Source organism: Caldicellulosiruptor hydrothermalis 108 (genome assembly GCF_000166355.1).
GTDB classification, from domain to species: domain Bacteria; phylum Bacillota; class Thermoanaerobacteria; order Caldicellulosiruptorales; family Caldicellulosiruptoraceae; genus Caldicellulosiruptor; species Caldicellulosiruptor hydrothermalis.
The window spans coordinates 2,342,501-2,365,347 of sequence record NC_014652.1; the positions used below are offsets into that span (position 1 = coordinate 2,342,501).

Below are 22,847 nucleotides of genomic sequence, written 5' to 3' on the forward strand. Positions count from 1 at the left end.
AATTCTAATATGCAGTAGTTCTTTTCTACATCCAAGCGAAAGCTTGCTTCTTCTTTATCATCCTGGTAAGCCTTTTGAAGTTCTTGGGAAACACTTTCAACTATCTCAGAAGACTCTTCTTCTTTTTCTGCTTTTTCGGCTGACTCTTGGAGCATCTCACCTTCTGTTTCTTGTTCTTTTTCTTGCACGATTTCCTTTTCAACATCCTGGCTGCAATTCTCACCTAAGCTTTGGTCATCATCTTTTGAAGAAAAGCTCTCAGTTTTTTCTTCTTTCTCTACTTCCACTTCTTTTTTCTCATCGTGATTATCCATCTCTTTTTTATATCGATTTTTCTTACTTTCACCCTTTTCAAAACTTCTTAGAATATCTCTTTCCATTTCATATAAACTGCTATCATCAAAGCTTCCTATCAGAATGAAATTAAGTTTTCCTTTCCTCTCTTTTGCAATGGCAAACCCGGAAAGGTCTGAAATTTTCAAGCTGCTTTTGAACAAATTAAACCTACTTGTGGAAAGAAACTGGACAATATCCCCTTTTTGCGGTTTTGAAAGTGTAGTCAAAAACACTGGAGAATATCCATCCGATTTTCTCACAATACCCCAAAAAGTTATTTTATCCTCTGTCTCTTCCAATCCCTGGATAACAATTTCCAAGTTAACTGTGTCTACAATTGCCTGAACCTTGACATATCCAAACGGGATTTTTCCTTTCTGTTCAATTCCCTTTAAGATTACAACAAATCTTGTGAATGGCAAATTCTCTATCAAAACAAAAGACCTCCCTCACAATCTTTATATCAGTATATGAAGGAGGCCTTCTGTTTGGTGATTTATTTCTATTTTGAAAGTCTTTGTTTTAGCTTTTCATTCTCTTCAATGAGCTCTCTCGGGAGCCTGTCTCTAAACTGGCTTAAAAACTCTCTTGAAGCCTCAGCCTCTTTTAACCACAATTCTTTGTCTATCTCAAGAAGCTTTTCTACCGTCTGTTTGTCTATGTCAAGACCATCTAAGTAAAGGTCATCGACATATGGTACATAACCAATTGGAGTCTCTTTTGCTTCTACTTTGCCTTCACATCTTTCGATTATCCACTTGAGCACTCTCAAGTTCTCACCAAACCCTGGCCAGATGAACTTGCCATTTTCGTCTTGTCTAAACCAGTTTACATGGAAAATCTTCGGCGGGTTTGGAATCTTCTTGCCCATCTCAAGCCAATGTGCAAAATAGTCAGCCATGTTATATCCGCAGAACGGAAGCATTGCCATCGGGTCGCGACGAACAACACCTACCTTGCCCATTGCAGCAGCAGTCGTTTCAGATGCCATTGTAGCACCGACATATACACCATGCTGCCAGTCAAATGCTTCATATACAAGCGGTGCAACCTTTGCACGTCTGCCGCCAAATATTATTGCCGAAATGGGTACGCCATTTGGATTTTCCCACTCCTTTGAAATTGATGGACACTGTGCAGCTGGTGCTGTGAACCTTGCGTTCGGGTGTGCACCCTTTTCACCGCTGTCTTTTGTCCATGGTCTTCCAAGCCAGTCAATACCTCGCTCTGGCGGTTCTCCGTCCATACCTTCCCACCAAACTGTTCCATCTTCTTTTAAAAGAACATTTGTATATATAGTATTTCTCTTTATGGTTTCCATGGCATTTGGATTTGTCTTATAACTTGTGCCAGGCGCAACACCAAAAAACCCTGCTTCAGGGTTGATAGCCCACAATCTTCCATCTTCGCCAATCCTCATCCATGCAATGTCATCCCCCACAGTCCACACCTTGTAGCCCAGCTTTTTAAGAGGCTCTGGTGGAATAAGCATAGCTAAGTTTGTCTTACCACATGCGCTTGGAAAAGCACCTGCAATGTATGTTACCTTGCCGCTTGGGTCTTCAATTCCAACAATGAGCATGTGTTCTGCAAGCCAGCCTTCTTTTCTTCCCAGATAGCTTGCAATTCTGAGCGCAAAACATTTCTTTGAAAGAATAACATTTCCACCATAACCTGAGTTAACACTCATAATTGTGTTGTCCTGTGGAAAATGACAGATATATCTCTTTTCTGGGTCAAGTGTCGCTTTGGAGTGAAGTCCCTTTACAAAATCAGGCGAGCTTCCTAAATGCTTTAATGCAACATCACCAATTCTTGCCATGATTCTGAGATTTAAAACAACATATATGCTGTCTGTAAGCTCAATGCCCACTTTTGAATATGGTGAGCCAACAGGTCCCATCAAATATGGTACAACATACATTGTTCTTCCTTTCATGGACCCATCAAAAAGTGAGTAAAGCATCTTGTAAGCTTCGTTTGGGTCCATCCAGTTGTTTGTTGGCCCTGCCTCTTCTTTTGTTGGTGTGCAGATAAACGTTCTGTCTTCAACCCTTGCAACATCGCTCGGATGTGTTCGGTGAAGGTAACATCCAGGAAGCTTTTCTTGGTTGAGCTCCATAAGTTCTCCTGACTCGAGAGCTTCTTTTATAAGCCTTTGTTTTTCTTCCTCGGAACCATCTATCCAGACAATCTTGTCTGGTTTAGTGAGTTTTGCCATCTCATCAATCCATTCATACACTGAGGGATGCAAGTTCACCTTTACCACCTTTTCTCCACCACCTTGCAAGTTTTGTTTATGATAATTGCAATTTGTATTATATTATACATTATAAAAGAGGAAATTGTCAAAAACAAAATACTCACTTTAAGGATAAATGAAATTTATCACTCTACTGAGTTGCATTTATTACCAAGTATTAAGAGCTTATTTTAACTTTTAAAAAATCCCTCTTCAAAGCACTGGTAAAGTCTTATATAGTTATCCAACGACAAGTCCTCTGCTCTTAAGTTTTCATCAAGTCCAGCCATGTGGATAATCATTTTTAAATCATCTTTTGCAATATCAAGCTGATTTGAAAGAGCATTTAGAATTGTCTTTCGGCGAGTTGAAAAACATGCATGGACTATTTTAAAAAACTTTTTTTCATCAACATTTGGCTTTTCAATTTTGAACCTTGCTCTCAAGACCGCAGAGTCAACCTCTGGCTTTGGATAAAAAACATTTTTGCTAACATAAAAGTAATCCTCTATCTCACAGTAAAAGTTCATTGCAACTGTGAGATTTCCATACTCTTTTGTTCCTGGTTTTGCTAAAAGCCTTTGCGCAACCTCTTTTTGAACCATGATTGTAAATTTTTCTATATACTTTCTTTCTTTAAAAAGTTTAAAGAGTATCTGTGATGTGACATAATATGGCAGATTGCCAACAACATATACCTTATTATTATTTGTTAAATTTTTAACATTAAGTTCAAGAAAGTCACTATTTACTATTTGGACGTTTGAAAGGTTCTGGCAAACATCTTTTAAGACATTCAATATCTTTTTGTCAATCTCAACTGCAACTACCTTCTGTGCGGTTTTTGCCAAATAAACCGTAAGTGTTCCAGGGCCTGCACCTATCTCAATAACTTCTTTTCCTTCCGTCTGAGAAAATAAAATGATTTTTCTCACCACATTTTCATCAACCAAAAAATTCTGACCAAGCTTTTTGTTTGGAGAAAGCCCATACTTTTCAAGAAGACTCAAAAGTTCCGATTTGGTAATGGCTGCATTCACTCCTTTTTAAAAGTTTATATCCAAACATTAAAAATAAATGGCTCTGAAGACTTTAAGCCCTCAGAACCATCTCTTTTTTTAATCTTTGGGTTCAGCCTTTTTTAAAACCTCTTTAACTGCCCACTTGTAAATTTTGAGCTTTACCCTGTCTGCACCAACTTCAATTGTTAAAATATCATCCTTGATATTCACAATCTTGCCGATAATTCCAGCGTTTGTGACTATCTCATCTCCAACAATTAAAGAATTAATCATCTCTCTGAACTGTTTTTCTCTTCTTCTTTGTGGAACAATTATGAGAAGATAAAGAACCACAAACATCAATATAAGAGGTATGAACTGCGCAAGCAGAGCAAGTGCTGTTGCTCCTGCTGGTGCCTGCTGCTGAGAGCTTTGATTGCCTGCTGCATACGCAATTTCAAATAAAAGATTACTCAAGCTCATAAACTTTTTATCCCCCTGCCACCATTTGATTTTTCAAATTAGAATTATGCATAATAATATTATAACAGTTATCAAAAAATAGGCAAGCACTTTTGAAAGACTAAAAAGGGGGTTGTAAAAATTGGAAAAATCTATTGGAAAACTTAAAATTGAAAGACTTTTTTCAGGTGGTGTCATCACAAACTACTACTGTTCTTCTGCCTGCAAGCACTGTCTTTACAACAGCTCTCCATCATGGAAAAAAGAATACATGACAGAGGAGATGGCAGACAAAGTATTCAAGACCTTAAAAAACTTTGGAGTTTTCTCGGTTCACATAGGCGGTGGAGAGCCTTTTTTGAATTTTGAAGGACTAAAAAAGGTCATTCATAAAGCAAATGAAAATGGGATTTACATTGAGTACATAGAGACAAACGCTTCGTGGGTTGAAAATGAAGATAAGGTAAAAAGAAGATTAAAAGAATTGAAAAATCTCGGAATTGAAACAATACTTGTCTCAATCAGCCCTTTTCATAATGAATACATTCCATTTAAAAAGGTATTAAAATTAATTCAACTTATGGATGAAGTTGGTATTGGAATTTTCCCTTGGATTGAAGGCTTCGTAAATGAAATTAGAAGGCTGAATATAGACAAGACACATTCTCTTTCTGAATACAAAGATTTATTTGGAGAAAACTATATAAGGCTTCTTCCACAAAGGTATTATCTTACCTTAAACGGAAGAGCAATCAAAACGTTTGAAGAATATTTTCCAACAAAATCTGCTGATGACATAATTAAGAACTCACCTGCATGTTTTGAACTTTATAGCAAAAGCCATTTTCACATGGACCTTTTTGGCAATTTCATTCCAAATCCATGTGTTGGATTTAGAATCTCAATAGATGACCTTGGAAAAGAGCTTGACTCAAGCAAATACTTTTTTGTAAACTTACTCTACACTAAAGGAATAAAAGGTCTATTTGAGTTTGCAAAAGAAAATTATGATTATACACCATCAAAAAGATTTTTAAACAAATGCAGCCTGTGTTTTGATATTCGAAAATTTTTGGTGTTAGAGAAAAACATAGAAGCACCTGATTTGGGACCAAGAGAGTTTTATTTAAACTTTTAAATCCTTTTTTAGCTTTTTCTTTAAAGTTTCTGCACCCATGCCACTTAGCAAAAAGAGGGTAAATATTGCTGGGTAGTGATACCGCGGCTGAACTTCTAAAAAGATATGAGCAGCAACATATCCAAGAAATATTAGGCTTGTGAGCAAAATAACTTCATCGTTACTATTCTTTTTTCTGAAAATAGACGCAAAGACAATATAAAGTAAAATTGTGTAGTAATAAAGCTGAGAAAGTATGTAGAAGATTGTTGGATGGCTTTTTATAAACTTTACAAACCATGTATTTTTATAAACCTTAAAAGTACTCCAAAAATACCCAAAACTATCATCGCCCCATATTATTGAAATCTTTCTCGGAATAATAGAAAGAAATTTGTCTGGCTGCTTTTTGAGTCTTTGTATTCCTATTTTCATAGCCTCTTGATGCATCTTTTTAAAGTCATAGCCAAACTTCTCTACAAACAAGGAGTGTTTGCGGTTATTCATACCATAGGTAGTGTAGTCTGTGCCAATCATGAGATTTAGTCCCATTGATGTCTGCCAAACAGGAACGCTTGTGAGACAGAAAATGAGATAACCTATTGTATAAAAAGCTGCAATATACGCTCCCAAAGAAGAAAGAGCAAGCTTTATAGCCTTGAGATTTCTATTTAGTCCACAAACTACTGCCCATACCAAGCAGGCTATAATCACCAATACACCCACAGGCCTTATATGGTTGGAAATTGCAATAAAGAGCCCTCCGAAAAAGGCAAAATTTATTTTTTCTTCTTTTATGCTTCTTACAATAAAATACAGCCCAAGCATGAAAAATACAATAAAAGGATGCTCAGATGCTAAAACCGAATTGTACATTATCTGTGAAGGCCAGAAAGCAAATAAAATGATGCTATAAAAAGCTGCATCTTTGCCAAAAAGGTAATTAACCGTGTAAAAAATGATTATTCCCAGAATAACTGAAAGAAACACATTGAAAAGTTTTGCAACCAAAACGCTGCTACCAAAGATTTTAAATACAGACGCTAAAATCAAAGAGTAACCAAATCTGAACCTAAAAAGGACAAACGTCTTGTCATAAGCATGAAAAAGTCCTCTTGAGGCATTTTTCGCATAAGAGTAAAAACAAAAATAATCTGAAACTGGCTTTGTTGGCATCAAAAGAACCCACAAAAGTCTTGGCAGGGCTATCAAAAAGAATATCGTAAATAGATTTATTTTCGTGAACAATAAGTCTTTTAGTTTGTATAACCCTAAAGTCATAATGCAAAAAGCACTTAGGGTCAACAAAATCAAAAGCCATATGCTAAAACTTTTTCCTGCCAGAAGTAAAATTCTGTAGTGATAGGATAAAAAAATGCTACTTAAAAGCAATATTGCAACCAAGTATTCGAATACTTTTGGGCACAATTTTTTAGATGCTTTCATTATCTGCCTCCGCTTTTGTAAATACCCAAAACTTGTACAAAATATAGTTTACACCTTGAGCACATAAAGTTGCAAGTATTTTTGCAATCAAAATTGAGCTTGACAGATACAGCTTTGAAAGTTTTATCACTCCAATTGAAAGAATCAAAGAAATAACATTTGTAAAACCAAATTTAAAAGCTTTTATTAATACTTTTTTCCCTTTTGTTCTGTCTTCAAACGTCCACCTTTTGTTCATTAAAAAACTGTTAATCATTCCTGCTGTATATCCAAAAATCTGACTAAAAGAAGAATCTAAATGTAAAATAGAATAGCAAACAAAAAAGACAGCAAAATCAATTGCTGTATTTATAGCTCCTACAATTGAAAATTTGATAAGCTCAAACAGCTTTTCTATTTTTGAATGAATTTTTAAAATTAGCTTCCCTTTATAGCTACTACTGTTCTTGTGCATCTTCAGCTATCTCCTCGATAAAATATAACGGTCTTCTCTTTACTTCTTTATAAATCTTCCCGATATACTCACCAATCAATCCCAGTGCAACAAGCTGAAGCCCACCTATGAACCAGATTGAAATAGTCAAGGAGGTCCAACCTGCAATAGCCTCTCCTCTTATCTTTTGAACTATTGCATATATCAAGATTGCAATACTGAGTAAAAACATCAAAAATCCCGCAGAGGTAATATACTTTATTGGCTTTACAGAAAATGAGGTTATCCCTTCAAAGGCAAAAGAAAGCATCTTTTTGAGTGGATACTTTGTGTTACCTGCAATCCTTTCTTGTCTTTCATAATACACAATTGTTGATTTGAGCCCAATCAGTGGAATTATCCCTCTCAAAAACAAATTTCTTTCTTCAAACTGCATCAAAAACTCCAAGGCTTTTTTACTCAAAAGCCTGTAATCAGCATGGTTATACACAATTTCAACTCCAAATGCCCGCATCAGCTTATAAAAACTCTGTGCTGTAAACCTTTTGAAAAATGTATCAGTTTTCCTGCTGCTTCGAACACCATACACAACATCATAGCCTTCCTCAAACTTTTTGATAAACTCGTCAATCACGTTTATATCATCTTGCAAATCAGCATCCAATGTAATTACACAGTCACAAAACTTTGCTGCATAGCTCATTCCTGCCATAAGAGCGTTTTGATGCCCACAGTTTCTTGAAAGCTTGATGCCCAAAAATCTCTTATCCTTTGTGGCAGCTTTGATGAGTTCCCAAGTTCTATCTTTGCTTCCATCATCGACAAAGACAACTTTGCTTTCATTAGAAATTAGCTCTTTTTCAATGAGGCTTTGCAGTTTTTCACCCATCTTTTGGATTGTGTAAGGAAGCATTTCTTCTTCGTTGTAGCAAGGGATTACAAAGTATACTTTTGGAGACATTGTTGCTCTCTCCCCTAATTGTTTATTCTTCATAGCATTTTACATTACCAAGTTTAACAATGATTGAACGTTTTGTAAACAGTTTTTTAACAAAATTATTTTTGAAATAAAATAAAATAAAAAATGAGGCTACTTTTTCAAAATAGCCTCTTATTTGTGTTTGGACATTTTCAATATTATTGCTATTCCAATAACTGCAAATACGATTGATAAAATAACCAAGTAAAGTTCTATACCACCTTTTCGGAAACTCAAAAGCCACACCAGAGAAAAAATAATTATAATTAAGAATAAGGTAAAATAGAACCGTCTTAACCTCATCTATTTCTCCCTACCTAAATATTTTTAAAAACATGGCATGCAACCCAGTGACTGTGAGATATCATTTCAAGCTGTGGTGTTTCATTTAGACATTTATCAGTAAAATAATTACAAGCATGTGCAAAAGGACAACCTTGTGCTCCTGGCTTTCTCACAGGAGGATCATACGACCTGAGCTGCTCTACCTTTCTTTTTCTTGCTAACTCAGGGTCGGCAATCGGGCTGGAATTTAAAAGCACTTTTGTATAAGGATGCACAGGATTTGTAGTTATCTCTTCGCTTGAGCCTTTTTCAACAATCCTTCCACCATACAAAACAGCTATCTCACCTTTTTCATAAGTAAAATACCTTGCTGCACCTATATCGTGCAAAACAAGAATTACTGTAATGTTTTTCTTCTCATTTAAGTCCTTGAGCAGTTTTATTATGGCAGCCCTAAGGGACATATCAATCATGCTTATAGGCTCATCTGCAACTATTATCTCTGGATTTGCTGTCAATGCTCTTGCAATTGCAAGTCTTTGTCTGCCTCCACCAGATAAATGATGGGGATATTTGTTAAAAAAATAATCTGGCGGTGTAAGCCCTACCATCTCAAGAAGGTCATATACGCGCTTTTCTAACCTCTCTCCACTCAGTCCTTCACACCTCTTTAATGGGTCTGCTATTATTTTGTAAATGGTTTTTGACGGATGCAAAGAAGCATATGGGTCTTGATGAATGTACTGAACCTTTCTTCTTATAACATTATAATCCCTTCTCCACTCATCTAAACTCTTATTAAACCAGTATATCTTCCCCTCTGTCGGCACTTCAAGGTTTGTTAATATTCTTGCCAGGGTGGTTTTACCCATTCCACTTTCTCCAATAATAACTAACCTATCTCCCCTTTTTATTTCCAAATTTATATCATCCAGCACTAATTTATATCTTTTTTTAAACAGACCTTGCGAAAACACCTTGCTCACATGTTCAGCTCTTAGGGCAATCTCATTCATCTTTACATCCTCCTTCTTTATACAAGTGACATGCAACCTTTACATTGTCCGGCAATTTTATAAGCTGTGGCCTTTCTTTCTTACAAATCTCCATAGCATATTCACAGCGAGGATGAAATCTGCAACCAGAAGGAGGATTTAGCAAACTTGGTGGGTCACCCGGGATAGCTCTTACTTTTGACATATCTGCGTTTATTGCCATTATTGAATTTATCAGCCCTTGCGTATATGGATGCTTAGGTTCTTTAAAAATCTTTTCTGTGGGGCTGCTTTCTACCAAACATCCACCGTAGATTACAAAAATATTGTCTGCAAGCTCTGCTGCCACTGCAATATCGTGGGTGACAAATATAAGTGTTATGTTCATCTGTGTTTTTAATTCTTTGAGAAGCTGCACTATATGTGCTTGGGTCAAGACATCCAGCGCAGAAGTCGGTTCATCCAAAATTAGAATTTCCGGTTCTAAAAGCAGTGCCAAAGCAATTAGTACTCTCTGTTTCATTCCACCAGATAATTGCATTGGATAAGCATAAAGCACAGTTTCAGGATTAAGTCTTACCATTTTTATCTTCTCTGATGCTTTGTTAATTAACTCATCCTTGCTCCAGTTTATCCCATATGCCTCTATGGTATCTCTAAAATGGTCAATAATCTTCATGGTAGGGTTTAATGACTGCTGAGCGGCCTGTGGAACAAGAGCTATTTTCTTCCATCTTATCTTCCTCAGTTCATCTTCCTTCATTTCTAATAAATCAAATCCCACAGTCCGGTAAAATACTTTTCCAGAGAGTATTCGCCCATTTGGTGGTAGAGTTCTTGTAATAGCTTCTATAATTGTACTTTTTCCAGACGCACTTTCTCCCACTATTGCCGTCACTGTATTCTCAAAAATTTCAAAAGAAACATCTTCAGTTGCTTTTATTGTCCCTTCTCTTACTAAGTATACTGCTTTAAGGCTCGACACTTCCAATAAACAATTCATCTTTATTCATGCCCCCGAAGCTTAGGATTAAACACTTCTTCAATCCCTTGAGCCAATAATATGCCACCATAAATCAACAAAACAATGTTGAGTATTACAAAAAATGGATAATGGAAACCTTTTGGCGTATATAGTGCCCCTGCTTGATATAAAGCATAGTTTAGCATTACTCCCCAGTGGGTAGGGTCAAATTTAGCAAGACCTAAAAACATCAATCCTATGGAAAACTCCATTGCACTTTTCAGCTGTGTCACAAAATTTACAAATATATAAGGTATTAATAATTTTGCAATGTCACTGAACAATATGTAACCAAGCCCCATATTCAGCATCCTGGAAGCCTCAACAAATTCTCTTGATTTTACCGTCAGCACTTGAGCTGCAACCTGTTTTGCTAAAGGTGCCCACAACCATATCGCAACTATCAAGGCAACCTCTACTGTGTTCAATTTTGTATCAGCAAATATTGCAGCTAAAATTAAAAGTGCAGGAAAAGAGGGAATCACCAAAAACACTGTGATTATTGCATCTAATAATTTTCCACTAATTCCTTCCAAATATCCTCTTGCTACCCCAACAACTGTCCCTATAATTACTGCAAACAAGCTTGCAAGAAGTGTAAGGGAAATTACTGACCTTGAACCGTGTACAATCTGCTGAAAAATATCTACCCCAAAATAATCTGTCCCAAATGGATGTTGTAAAGAAGGTCTTTGATACCTGTTTGCAAAATCAGAATTCATGTTGAGCGGAACTATCATTGGACCAATTGTTGCCATTAAAATAAAAAATAGTAATATAATAGAGCCTGCTAACGATTTTTTGTTTGAAATAAGTGGCTGAACATAATCATAAAAGAAATTTGAAAACCTTTTTTTCCTCATTTTAACTTCACCCTTGGATCAATTAATGCATACACAATTTCAGCGATAAAGGTTGCAACAATTACCCCTATCACTATCAAAGAAAACAAACCTGTCAAAAGCCCAAAATCTCTCACCGCAATTGCTTTGCCAAAATAAAATCCTATCCCAGGATAATTAAATATCGATTCTACCAATGTATGTCCTCCTAACATGTATCCAATTGCAATGGCCAAACTTGCAATTAGCGGAAGCATAGCATTGTTTTTTATGTATTTGTTTGCAATTACAGAATCTTTTAAACCTCGTGCTTGAGCAAACCTGATATAGTCTTCTTCCATAATTTGTGATGTATTTCCTCTCATTGCAAGCGTCCATGCAGCCATTTGAGGAATGGCTGTAGCAAACATAGGTCCGAGCGCATGATGTATAACTTTCAAAATAAAGCTCAATGAAAATGAGGGTTCCATATCAACCGGATATGCGCCACCTAATGGAATTACACGTAACCTCACTGCAAAAATGAACAAAATTAAAACAGCTAATACAAAAGGCGGTATTGCTTGAATTATGCTTGCTATCCCAGAGATTACTAAATCAATTATTGTACCACGCTTTTGAGCAGCAAAAGATCCAAGATAAATTCCAACCAAAAAACTTACTAACGTGGCTAAAGAAATCACAAACAATGTCCATGGAAGCGCTTTGGCAATTATTTCATTTACACTTGTCTGATAAAATGAAGAGTAACCAAAATTACCTTTGAGCAGGTTCGAAATAAATCTCCAGTATCGAACAATTAAAGGTTCATGTGGGTCTATTCCCATTAATTTGTGCGCTATTTCAAGTGCCCGTTCCATTTCCATATTTCGCTGTTGTGCTATTGAAACAGCCAGGCCATAAGCGGGGTCGCCTGGCATTTTATTCACCAGGACAAAAACCCCGCTTATAGCTATAAGAAGTACAACAATCAGATAGAGCACTCTATCAACCACATACTTCAACTTTTATTTGCCCTCCACATTGCTATTTTTTAGCTGCAAGCTTGCCTGTTGTAATCAGAAGATTGTAGACTCTTTCTATTCCACCAGGAGCAAGAGACCAAATTGGGTCATCTTTTGCAGGCCAACCTGTGACCTTTTTATCAGAATAGTAAATTGGCAGAACCTTTTCAAACAAAGGTATAATAGGCAAGTACTCATTTGTAATGTATGCTAACTTTTGAACAACATCCATAGATTTTTTCTTGTCTTGTGCAACATCTCTCAGCTGCTCAGTCAAATCATAAGGTGAGAATTTACCCCATGGTGTAGAATATTTATCTTTTGACGGGAACTTCGTAATATTGTATAAATCTGCTTCATACAATCTCAGGTATCCGCTATAAGGATGTGGATAACCTTGCCATGTGACTCCAAACTCAATTGCAGCTTCATAGTCGCCACTCTTCATAACCTGGTCTCGCATTCCATCAGGAATAAGCTTCATTTCAACCTTAAATCCAAAATTATTCAGTTGCTGCACAACCTCACGTGCTGCCAATACCCAGTCGCTGTGCGGACCATACACGGACAATGTAAATGCTACAGGCTGACCATTTGGCTGCTGCCATGTACTGCCAACTTTTTTGTATCCAGCTTTTTTCAATATTTCTTCTGCCATTTTGGTGTTTGTATTATATTTGGTCAATTTATTTAAAGTGTCTTTGGATATCCATTTTGATTCCATGCTTTTTAAAATTCCATGAGCATATGGGGAGCATGTAGATGCCTGCCATACAGCTACATCTCTTACTTTTGATTTATCTAACACATAAGCAATAACTTTTCTGAGGTTTACATCTTTAAACAGTGGTTTTTGATAGTTGAACACCAAAGCTATTTCAGACAAGTCTGTAGTTGTTTTAACCTTTAAAGATGGATTAAGAATGGTAAGCTGTTCTACAACATCCTTTGGCATATTTGGATGAGCTGCATAGATTTCTCCAGAAATCAATGACGCCCAAACAAATTCATTAGAAGACCATCTTCTGAATGTGATTCTATTAATTTTCATCTTTGGATACAACCAATGATATTTGTTTGCAGTTAAGACCATTTCAGATTGGGTAATCTTTGTTGGTTCAAATGAACCTACCACAGGCATTCTTTTTAGAGTTTTAAATGGTGAATATGCATTTACCTGTTTTCTCAAATCATCAGCTTTTTTGTCATAGCTGCTTTTCTGTTGAGCATCTGGAGTTTTACCAGAAGAGGTCAGAGCAAATATCTTCTTGCCAAGCTCAGCAACTTCTTTTGCCTGATTAGCCCACTTGCTATAAACGTGGTATGGAGCTAAAGCTGGAATTGCAGCATCGGTCAATATTGTATGAACAAATGACTGAGGAGCATCTTTTGAAAGTGTGAAAACTACTGTGTAGTCATTTGGAGCAGTTACGCTTTGAATCTCATAAGGCCATTGCCACATAGCTTGAATGAAATTGACAGAATTGACTACATCCTTAGCAGTAAATGGCTTGCCATCACTAAATTTTGCGTTTTTGCGCAAAGTTACTGTAACTTTTCCTTTTTCTATTTTCCAGCTTTCTGCTAATCTTGGAATGTACTCATCACTTTGTGGAATGTAATAAGCAAATGGTTCATAAACAAACCACCACGCTCCTCCTACTGCCCCTGCACCAAAGGGATTTCCATGGAACGGATACGGCCAATCAGTTGCCAACCTCAGTTCACCTGCAGAAGATGTTGAGGAAGCACCAAGACTAATCCCCATTAAGCCTATAAAGAAGATTCCTAACACAAGAACTGCAATTAACCTTTTGACTCGAGTTGACATTTTGAAACCTCCTTTACACTATTTTTTATGATTTGATAAAAAACAAAGACTTTTTTAAAACAGCTGATGTTTAAATTATATATTCTTTTGTAAAATGTGTCAAGTTATTTTTACTTGAATTTTGACTTTATTTAAATTTATTTTACAAAGGAAGCCCACTCACTTGAGCTTCCTTTGTAGTAAAACTTAAATATTTTTTATGGATTTGCGGATATTCAATCTGCAAAATATTCTTATATCTTCTGCAGGCTTTGAAGGAAAGTCTATTCTTTCAAGAAGCTGTTTGACTGCTCTTTTACCATAATAATCCCTGTCGATATGAATCATGGAAAGAGAAGGCTTGAAATGCTTTACCAGTTCAGTATCATCAAATCCTACAATAGCTATATCCTTTGGAATTTGCAATCCCATATCTTTCAAGGTGTTTGCTGTAACCAGTGTAGACAAATCACTAACGCAGAAAAATGCTTCAGGTACCCTTTTTAAACCTCTCAAAAATTCCTGAATTTCTGGTTCGGGATTTTTGCTGAAGTCTTTAAAACCTTCAATCTTGCAAACTTCTTTGTCTATTTCAAGACCGCATTGTTCATGTGCTTCTATAAACCCCTGCCACCTTTCTTTATAACTGATCGCATGGTTTATATCTCCTATAAAACCAATATGTTTATATCCTTTGGAAATCAAATAAGTTATTGCGGCTTTGGTTGAACGTTTGTTATCTGTGTTCACTGTATCTATCCAGCTACTTTCTACAAGATTGTCTATTATTACAGTGGGAATCCTCATTTCTTCAATTTTATCAATAACATTTTTGCCAACAGAAGAAACAATTATTATACCTTTGAAGCTACCATTAGATAAGATTTCATCAAGGCTTGTTTCCTTTTCAGAGGAAATGCAATACAAACTAAACTCAAATCCTTTTTTTCGAATTTCATTCTCTACAGAGTACACAATTGCACTGAAAAAATATGGGTCCTGTAGTACATTTGCTGTCATAATCAAACCTATTGTACCTTTTTCAATTTCTTTCTCTTTGAATTTGTATCCTAGCTCTCTTGCAGTCTGTAAAACAAGCTGTCTTGTCTTTTCGGATACACCTGGCTTGTTAGACAAAGCAACCGAAACTGCATTTTTTGATATATTTAATTTCTTAGCTATATCTTCCAGTGTTACTTCCTTTCTTCTTTTTCTGATTTCTATATCCATGTTTAACCCCTTTTTTGAAATATTTCTACTCAAATTTTATCTCTTTCAAGTTTAATCTTGCAACACCAATAACAGTATCAGCTCCTCCATAATAAACCAATAGATCATCTTCCAGTTGAACATGGCCACAACTAAAAACAACGTTGGGAATGTAACCATTTATCTCCCAATCAAGCTCCGGTTCAAGAATTGGTTCATCTTGACGTGATAAAACTTTTGTGGGATCTTTTTTATCCAAAAGTAAAATCCCCAAACGATAGACATTCAAATGATCAGCAGCATGATAAATAACAATATAGCCATATCTGTGTTCAATAGGAGGACCAGCAACCCCTATGCGACTACTTTCCCACGTATTTGGTCTTACTTTCACAACCTCTACGTGATCTGTCCAGTTTTTTAAGTCTTCAGAGAAAGCCAACCACATGTTTGGGTATCTGCGATGGAACATCACATATCTGCCATCTATCTTATTTGGAAACAACGCGGCATCTTTGTTAGGTTCATCAAGTGCAATACCAATTCTTTCCCATGTGATAAGATTTCTTGATTTTGCAATCATTATTCTGTAATCTCCTTCAAATCTGTTACCAAAACCTGTGTAAGTCATATAAAAAGTGTCGCCTATTCTTACGATTCTTGGGTCCTCAATCCCTCTTCTTTCTTGTTCGCACACAGCTTCCATTACAGGCTTGTCAAATCTGAAAAAGTTTATTCCATCAGTTGATACGGCATACCCAATTCGGGAAATATATGCTCCATATTTTTCGTGTGGTGGAAGGTCTGTTGCTCTATACAATATATGGATTAGCCCTCTGTAATATATTGCAGCAGCATTAAAAACAGCAGAGCGTTGCCAGTCATCCTCTCTTTTGGGTTCCAATACAGGTTTAGTAGAAAGTCTTTCAAGTTTTATCATAATATTTATACTCCTTTCTCTTCAGCTATTTAACTTGACTAAAACTTTATCTTTTCTATTTCAATTCCAGCAACTCCTATGCATGTATCACATGCTCCATAATAAACAAGCAACATCCCATCAATTATACACTGTCCACAACTGAACACCACATTCGGTACAAGACCTTTTCTCTCCCATTCAAGTTCAGGTTCCAAAATAGGTTCTTCTTGACGCGCCAAAACTTTAGTAGGATCTTCCCTATCCAAAAGAGCTGCCCCTAACCTATATGTTTTTTTCTCATCAACTCCATGATAAATCAATAACCATCCATCTTCTATTAAAATGGGTGGACCTGCTATGCCTATTTTGTAACTGTCCCATTTGCCCTCTCGAGGTATCATGATGATCTTGTGATCTTGCCAATGTACAAGGTCATCTGAAAAAGCCACCCAGATAGAAGGAGGACGTCTATGATAGAGCATATATCTTCCTTTTACTTTTTCTGGATGCAAAGCACCATCTTTATTAGGCTCATCAAGAAGAACTTTTCTTTCATTTGTCCAATTGAGAAGATCTGGTGATGTAATTAGAGAAATTCTAATATCATTCCAACTCCTTCCGCCAAAAGCCGTATAAACCATATAAAACTTGCCATCAAGATAAGTTATACGTGGGTCTTCCATCCCCCAAGCTTCTTGTTCTCCTTGTCCTTGAAGTAAAGGCAGTGGCATCCTTTCAAAATTAATCCCATCTTTACTTTTTGCATATCCTATCGAAGAGACAAATTTATAATCCTGTTGAGGTTGAGGAAACGAAAGAGCTTCAAAAGTGTTGTTACATGCTCTGTAAAATAAATGAACATATCCATTATGGTAAATTACACCTGGATTGAAAACAGCCTTTGATTCCCAAGCATTTGTTGAAATTGGTTCTAATATTGGCTTTTGCGATAGTCTTTTTAACTTAAACAAATCCATCCTCCTTTGTATCCAAAAGATTTAAAACTGATATTTGCTTTTTACTTTAATTATATAGTTTTGTAACGTCAAAATCAATTGACTTATAGTAAAAAATAAATTTATCTACATGGTAATAATGCACAAAAAAATAAGGGGAACATTCCCCTTTAAATAAATTCTATTTATATCCTATCCTCTTCAATATCCTTTCTCAGCTTCTCCATGAACCTTAGTAAAAACCTGACGTTGTGGATGGAAAGAAGGATTGCCCCAAGGATCTCCTCAGCCTTAATCAGGTGTCTCAAATACGCTCTTGTGAAGTTCTGGCAAGTGTAACAGTCACAGTCTTCTTCTATGGGTCTAAAGTCCTTTGCATACTGAGCGTTTTTGATAATCATTCGTCCTTCTTTTGTGAAAACTGTGCCGTTTCTTGCAGTGCGGGTTGCAAACACGCAGTCAAACATGTCAACACCGCGAATGACAGATTCATACAAGCAGTCTGGTGTTCCAACACCCATGAGGTATCGTGGCCTGTCCTCTGGCAAAATTGGGTGAAGTACCTCTATCATCTCATACATGAGCTCTTTTGGCTCGCCGACAGAAAGCCCGCCTATCGCATAGCCGGGAAGGTCTTCTTCAACTGTGCGCTTTGCACTCTCTATTCTCAAGTCCTTGTAAGTTGAGCCTTGTACTATCCCAAACAGTGCCTGATTTTCTGTGTTTTTGTGATGAGCTTTGCATCTTTTGAGCCATCTTGCTGTTCTCTCTAAAGCCCACTTTGCATACTCATGGTCACAAGGGTATGGTACACACTCATCAAATGCCATTATTATATCTGAACCAAGGATATTCTGAATCTCAATCACCTTTTCAGGTGTGAAAAAGTGCCGAGAACCATCTATGTGTGATCTAAACTCAACCCCATCTTCTGTTATAGTTCTTAGCTTGCTGAGTGAAAACACCTGAAACCCGCCACTGTCGGTTAAAATTGGTTTTTGCCAGTTCATGAACTTGTGAAGCCCACCTGCTTCTTTTATAACATCTATCCCTGGTCTTAAATAAAGATGATATGTGTTTGCCAAGATTATCTGTGTACCCATCTCGTATAGGTCTCTGTGCATTATAGCCTTGACTGTTGCTTGAGTGCCAACTGGCATGAAAACGGGTGTTTCAATCACTCCGTGGGGTGTATAGAGCCTTCCTCGTCTTGCATTTGATTTCTTGCTCTTTTTGATTAGTTCAAACTTTATTGCCACTTTTTCCTTGCCCCTTCCTGTAAAAATGCTCAGAAATATTTTTAGGATAATAAAAACTTATGGATTTAAAATGAGCTTCCCATTTCCGATTTTTATAGACTTATATATTAGGTTTGAAACATACTCTTTGGTACTTTTCAACGCATCATACATATTATATCCCTTTGCAAGGAAAGTGGCAAATGCAGTCGAAAATGCACAGCCAGTCCCGTGAATGTCATCTGTAAAGCCTTGTTTTTTTGCATATACTCTAAAAATTCCACTTTTAGTTATCAAAACATCCTCTGCAAGCTCGCCATCAAGATGACCACCTTTTAGGATACATGATCTTATACCCATCTTCTTCATTCTTTCTTGAATACTGCTTAGAACATCTTCATCAAAATTTTTAATTTCCACATCAAAAATGACTTCTGCCTCGTTTTTGTTGGGTGTTATTACATCACAAGCTTTGAAAAACTCATATTTTAAAAATTCTATAAACTCACTTTTACAAAACTCAAAACCGCTTGTAGATCTCAAAACCGGGTCACACACAATGTTCTTAAGATTGTACCTTTTTAAGTTTCTCAGTACAACAACTGCTATCTCAGAACTTCCTAAAAGTCCAATCTTGACACTGTCTGGCTTTATATCTTCAACCACTTTTTGAAGCTGATACTCAAAAAAATGAGGGTCTATGGGTTTTAAGTCATAGACCCTTTGAGTATCCTGGACTGTCAAAGATGTTACTACAGATGTTGCATAACCATTCAGCGCCCTCACAACTTTTGCGTCAAGCAAAACACCTGCACCACCTGACGGGTCAAACCCGGCAATTATAAGTACTTTTTTCATCTTTCTACTTTCATCTCCTTTTTAAGAAACATGCTACTATTTTTACAAAATAGCTTCATCTCTTGAATTTTTCACAGCACACAGTCTTCCACACATTGAACATGTATCAGAAGAGAAACTACTTCTGTATTCTCTTGCCTTCTCAGGGTCAACCGAAAGGCTTATCATCTTTTCCCAATCAAGGTCTCTTCTTGCTACTGACATCTCAATATCCTTTTCAAGTGGCTTTTTAAAACCTTTTGCTATATTTGCACTGTGCGCTGCAATTTTGAACGCAACAATCCCTTCTTTGACATCATCTAAAGATGGAAGTCTCAAATGTTCAGCAGGTGTAACATAGCACAGAAAATCTGCTCCATTTAAAGCTGCAATGAGTGCCCCCATCGCACCTGATATATGGTCGTACCCAGCTGCAATGTCTGTTGTAAGAGGTCCTAAAACATAAAACGGTGCGCCGTGGCAAAGCCTTTTTTGAATTACCATGTTTGCTGCAATCTCATTTGCTCTCATGTGCCCTGGCCCTTCTATTATCACCTGAACATCCTCTTTCCAAGCCATTTTTGTAAGCTCGCCAAGGTTTATAAGCTCTTCTATCTGCAGCGCGTCTGTTGCATCAGCCACCGCACCTGGTCTTAGGCTATCGCCAAGGCTGATTGTAACATCATGTTTTTTGCATATCTTCAAAATCTCATCAAAATGCTCATACAAAGGATTCTCTTTTCCGTTTGCCATCATCCATTTATAAAGAAGTGCTCCGCCTCTTGAGACAATCTTGAGCAGACGCTCATTTTTTTCAAACCTCTCCAAAGTCCTTCTTGTAATTCCTGCATGTATTGTGAAAAAGTCAACTCCTTCTTCTGCCTGTCTTTCAATCTCTTCTATAAACTCTTTGCTGTCAACCTTTGTAATGTCGTCATGCCTTGAAGCAACCTGGTAAACTGGAACTGTTCCTACTATAAAGTCATAGTTTTGAAGAATGTATCTTCTGAAGTTTGAAGCATCAAGCCCGCTTGACAAATCCATCACAGATTCAACATTAAATTTTTTAGCAAGTTCAAGCTTTTGAACCTCTATATCAAAATTCGGACATGCTTCAGACACGCCAATATTTACATTGATTTTTACATATGTTCCATCTCCAATTGGAAAGTATTTGTCTCTTTTTCTGTTTCTGTTTGCAGGTATGACAATCTTGCCCTCTGCAACCTTTTGCAAGAATTCTTCTTTATCTATCTCTTCATTTTGGATTGCAAGTTCCATCTCGCGTGTAAATATTCCTTCTTTTGCATATGTCATCTGGGTTTTCATCATAAAATCAGCTCCTTTCAAACTCTTTTATAATATCCCAAAGCCTTTTTATTTTTTGTGAAATGTCATCACTACCTACAATTTCTGTCACAAGGCTGACGCACTTTGCACCCGCCTCAAGCACATCTTTTAGATTGTGCTCTTTTATTCCACCTATTACAACAAAAGGTATCTTGCAGTACGTAGCTGCCCAGCTGACCATCTCAAGGCCAATCGGCGGATGTGGCTTGTCCTTTGTAAAGCTCTGAAACACAGGACCCAAACCAATATAGTCAGCTCCATCTTCAACTGCTTTTTCAACTTGTTCTTTTGTATGGGTTGTAACACCGATTATAAAGTCTTCTCCTAAGATTTTTCTTACCTCTTTTACTGGATAGTCTTCCTGCCCCAAGTGAACACCGTCTGCCCCAACCATCTGGCACAGGTCCACATGGTCGTTGACTATCAAAAGCGCACTATACTGCTTGGTAAGTTTTCTGATTTGCAGACACTCTTCATATTTTTCATTCAGGCTTTTGTACTTTTCCCTGTACTGGATTATTCTGATTCCACCATCAAGCATTGCTTTTACAACCTCTATATTCGACCTTCCATTTGAAAACTTTTCAGCAGTAAGGCCATAGATGTTGTAGTTTTTAAAAAGCTGCAGCTTCTCTTCTTTATTCAAGCTCACTCACCATCCTCAAAACCTCATCTGCCTGCATTGCGGCAACTGCCATTACCTTTGGTGCAAGAGGCTTTTTCTCATTTATTGATGTCACAAAATCGCCCACAACTGAAAAGTTCTTGCCACGCTTTATTTTGATATTTTCACAATCGCCAAACCCTGCAACGCCTGAGGCTAAAACAACTTTCTTGCCATGATCATATGCTTTTTTGAAGATGAGCATTTTTGTCTGCTCATTGTCAACCGCCTCAACAATTATGTCATGCTGTAAAATCAAATCATCTATATTTGACTCATCAATCTTCATACTTATAGCTTTTATAGCTACATATGGATTTATCTTCTCAAGAATGTCTTTGAGCGCTGACACTTTTTCCTGCCCTGTCTGATAGAAGAAATAGTTTTGCCTGTTGAGATTTGAAATATCTACCTTGTCAAAGTCAACAATTGTAAGGTTTTTAACGCCACTTCTTACAAGCATCACTGCAATGTTAGAACCAAGCCCGCCACAGCCAATGACAAGAATCTTTACTTTTGAGAGTTTTTCAAGCATCTTTTCATCAAAGTAGTTTTTCAGCATAAGGTCAAATAAGCTCATATACTTTTCACACCCTTTACCCAGTTTGTAAACTCGGGTCGAAGTCCTTTTTTAATTATAACATCTACAACCTCAGATACACTTCTTCTATCTTCTACCTCAAACTGAGCCTCAGCATCTTCATCTTTTTCTTCTGCATACCCACCAACTGTTGTTTTAGAACCTGCTGACATCTTGGTTATGCAAACATCAATCAAAGCATCACGAAGAGAAGGCCTTTCTCTGGTTGACACCACAATTCCAACCCTTGGAAGATATAGCCTTGCAATGATCAAAAATTTGATAAATTCCTTGTCTGAGACAGTGTACGATGGTATAAAGTCTGTGCCAGCGCTTCTGAATCTTGGGAATGAAATTGAAATTTCAGCTTTTGGAAACTTGTCAAGCAGGTACTCTGCATGAAGTATTGCACACAAAACATCTTTTTTGGGGTGAGAAAGTCCCAAAAGTGGACCTACACACACCTCATGAAATCCAGCTTTTAATGCTCTTTCAGGTGCATTTAGCCTGAATTCAAAGTCTTTTTTTGGTCCAAATGGATGAAGCTTATCATAGTCTTCTCTTTGATATGTCTCTTGGTACATAGTAATTCCAACAACGCCAATGCTTGATAGCCTTTTGTACTCTTCTTCATAAAGAGGATACACTTCAATTGAGACCTCTGACATAAAGTCGGTTGCGATTCTACATGCTTTTTCAATGTATTCAACCGAAGAGTTAATTCTGTCCTCGCCTGTGAGAATTATAACAGAGTCAATCCCCTCTTCTTTCATTTTTCTAAGTTCATTTTCAATCTCTTCAAAGCTCAGCTTTTCTCTTTTATACTTTTTCCTGCATGAAAATCCACAGTAAACACAACTGTTTTGGCAATAATTTGCAATGTAGAGCGGAGCATACAGAAGAATAACTCTGCCAAAATTCTCGCGTGTAAGCTTTTGAGCTTTCTTTGCCATAAGCATTATATCCTCTTTACTGCTGACGTTCAAAAGCTTTGCCAAATCCTCTTTTGTCAAAAACTCCTTATCTAAAATCTCGCAAATTTCCCTGTGAGTAGGGATATAGTCTTTGTACTCCTCAAAAAGTTCTTCTGCCTCTTTTAAAAAGCTGACCATTTT

General features: G+C 36.9%; 22 protein-coding genes (1 of these 22 cut by a window edge). 1 reads left to right on the forward strand and 21 read right to left on the reverse strand.

Going from position 1 to position 22,847, the window contains the following annotated elements; all coding sequences use genetic code 11:
• The 4 genes from CALHY_RS11440 to yajC all read right to left on the reverse strand — a co-directional run.
• Window positions 1-770, reverse strand: partial view of a hypothetical protein gene (locus tag CALHY_RS11440; protein WP_013404102.1) — the 5' portion only. 394 nt of this gene lie to the left of the window's left edge; only the first 770 of its 1,164 coding nucleotides appear in the window; the start codon lies at window positions 768-770; its stop codon lies beyond the left edge, outside the window.
• A 68-nt stretch (window positions 771-838) separates the two neighbouring features.
• A complete protein-coding gene (locus tag CALHY_RS11445; protein ID WP_013404103.1) occupies window positions 839-2,605 on the reverse strand; it encodes a phosphoenolpyruvate carboxykinase (GTP) in 1,767 nt (588 codons plus the stop codon).
• A 164-nt stretch (window positions 2,606-2,769) separates the two neighbouring features.
• Window positions 2,770-3,618: a 16S rRNA (adenine(1518)-N(6)/adenine(1519)-N(6))-dimethyltransferase RsmA gene (gene rsmA / locus CALHY_RS11450; protein WP_013404104.1), complete on the reverse strand. Its 849-nt coding sequence runs from the start codon at window positions 3,616-3,618 to the stop codon at window positions 2,770-2,772.
• A 78-nt stretch (window positions 3,619-3,696) separates the two neighbouring features.
• On the reverse strand, window positions 3,697-4,062 hold the full coding sequence (gene yajC / locus CALHY_RS11455) for a preprotein translocase subunit YajC (protein WP_013404105.1): 366 nt from the start codon (window positions 4,060-4,062) through the stop codon (window positions 3,697-3,699).
• Between the two features lie 121 nt (window positions 4,063-4,183).
• Between yajC and CALHY_RS11460 the strand changes: the two genes are divergently transcribed.
• Window positions 4,184-5,179: a radical SAM protein gene (locus tag CALHY_RS11460; RefSeq protein ID WP_013404106.1), complete on the forward strand. Its 996-nt coding sequence runs from the start codon at window positions 4,184-4,186 to the stop codon at window positions 5,177-5,179.
• On the opposite strand, the gene CALHY_RS11465 is transcribed toward CALHY_RS11460, so the two are convergent.
• The 17 genes from CALHY_RS11465 to thiH form a co-directional block, all read right to left on the reverse strand.
• A complete protein-coding gene (locus CALHY_RS11465) occupies window positions 5,168-6,604 on the reverse strand; it encodes a glycosyltransferase family 39 protein (RefSeq protein WP_013404107.1) in 1,437 nt (478 codons plus the stop codon). The two genes, CALHY_RS11460 and CALHY_RS11465, sit on opposite strands and share 12 nt — an antisense overlap.
• On the reverse strand, window positions 6,591-7,058 hold the full coding sequence (locus CALHY_RS11470) for a GtrA family protein (protein ID WP_013404108.1): 468 nt from the start codon (window positions 7,056-7,058) through the stop codon (window positions 6,591-6,593). The genes CALHY_RS11465 and CALHY_RS11470 overlap by 14 nt, the downstream gene beginning before the upstream one ends.
• A complete protein-coding gene (locus CALHY_RS11475) occupies window positions 7,042-7,998 on the reverse strand; it encodes a glycosyltransferase family 2 protein (RefSeq protein WP_013404109.1) in 957 nt (318 codons plus the stop codon). The genes CALHY_RS11470 and CALHY_RS11475 overlap by 17 nt, the downstream gene beginning before the upstream one ends.
• A gap of 335 nt (window positions 7,999-8,333) precedes the next feature.
• Window positions 8,334-9,317: an ABC transporter ATP-binding protein gene (locus CALHY_RS11480; RefSeq protein WP_013404111.1), complete on the reverse strand. Its 984-nt coding sequence runs from the start codon at window positions 9,315-9,317 to the stop codon at window positions 8,334-8,336.
• On the reverse strand, window positions 9,310-10,299 hold the full coding sequence (locus CALHY_RS11485) for an ABC transporter ATP-binding protein (RefSeq protein WP_013404112.1): 990 nt from the start codon (window positions 10,297-10,299) through the stop codon (window positions 9,310-9,312). Before CALHY_RS11485 ends, CALHY_RS11480 begins: the two co-directional genes overlap by 8 nt.
• A gap of 2 nt (window positions 10,300-10,301) precedes the next feature.
• Window positions 10,302-11,183, reverse strand: coding sequence for an ABC transporter permease (locus CALHY_RS11490; RefSeq protein WP_013404113.1), 882 nt, complete (start codon window positions 11,181-11,183; stop codon window positions 10,302-10,304).
• Entirely contained in the window at window positions 11,180-12,166 is a 987-nt protein-coding gene (locus CALHY_RS11495; protein ID WP_013404114.1) for an ABC transporter permease, read from the reverse strand. The genes CALHY_RS11490 and CALHY_RS11495 overlap by 4 nt, the downstream gene beginning before the upstream one ends.
• Before the next feature lie 22 nt (window positions 12,167-12,188).
• A complete protein-coding gene (locus tag CALHY_RS11500; RefSeq protein WP_013404115.1) occupies window positions 12,189-13,997 on the reverse strand; it encodes an ABC transporter substrate-binding protein in 1,809 nt (602 codons plus the stop codon).
• 186 nt (window positions 13,998-14,183) lie between these two features.
• Window positions 14,184-15,206, reverse strand: coding sequence for a LacI family DNA-binding transcriptional regulator (locus CALHY_RS11505; protein WP_013404116.1), 1,023 nt, complete (start codon window positions 15,204-15,206; stop codon window positions 14,184-14,186).
• 25 nt (window positions 15,207-15,231) lie between these two features.
• On the reverse strand, window positions 15,232-16,125 hold the full coding sequence (locus CALHY_RS11510; protein WP_013404117.1) for a glycoside hydrolase family 130 protein: 894 nt from the start codon (window positions 16,123-16,125) through the stop codon (window positions 15,232-15,234).
• Between the two features lie 38 nt (window positions 16,126-16,163).
• Window positions 16,164-17,078: a glycoside hydrolase family 130 protein gene (locus CALHY_RS11515; protein ID WP_013404118.1), complete on the reverse strand. Its 915-nt coding sequence runs from the start codon at window positions 17,076-17,078 to the stop codon at window positions 16,164-16,166.
• A 170-nt stretch (window positions 17,079-17,248) separates the two neighbouring features.
• On the reverse strand, window positions 17,249-18,322 hold the full coding sequence (gene tgt, locus CALHY_RS11520) for a tRNA guanosine(34) transglycosylase Tgt (protein WP_013404119.1): 1,074 nt from the start codon (window positions 18,320-18,322) through the stop codon (window positions 17,249-17,251).
• A gap of 57 nt (window positions 18,323-18,379) precedes the next feature.
• Window positions 18,380-19,159, reverse strand: a complete 780-nt coding sequence (gene thiD, locus CALHY_RS11525) for a bifunctional hydroxymethylpyrimidine kinase/phosphomethylpyrimidine kinase (protein WP_013404120.1) — start codon at window positions 19,157-19,159, stop codon at window positions 18,380-18,382.
• A 42-nt stretch (window positions 19,160-19,201) separates the two neighbouring features.
• On the reverse strand, window positions 19,202-20,467 hold the full coding sequence (thiC, locus tag CALHY_RS11530) for a phosphomethylpyrimidine synthase ThiC (RefSeq protein ID WP_013404121.1): 1,266 nt from the start codon (window positions 20,465-20,467) through the stop codon (window positions 19,202-19,204).
• A gap of 7 nt (window positions 20,468-20,474) precedes the next feature.
• Entirely contained in the window at window positions 20,475-21,140 is a 666-nt protein-coding gene (gene thiE, locus CALHY_RS11535) for a thiamine phosphate synthase (protein WP_013404122.1), read from the reverse strand.
• The gene (gene thiF, locus CALHY_RS11540; RefSeq protein ID WP_013404123.1) at window positions 21,127-21,732 is read right to left on the reverse strand and encodes a sulfur carrier protein ThiS adenylyltransferase ThiF; all 606 of its coding nucleotides are present in this window, start codon (window positions 21,730-21,732) and stop codon (window positions 21,127-21,129) included. The genes thiE and thiF overlap by 14 nt, the downstream gene beginning before the upstream one ends.
• Window positions 21,729-22,844: a 2-iminoacetate synthase ThiH gene (thiH, locus tag CALHY_RS11545; protein WP_013404124.1), complete on the reverse strand. Its 1,116-nt coding sequence runs from the start codon at window positions 22,842-22,844 to the stop codon at window positions 21,729-21,731. Before thiH ends, thiF begins: the two co-directional genes overlap by 4 nt.
• Window positions 22,845-22,847: the final 3 nt, after the last annotated feature.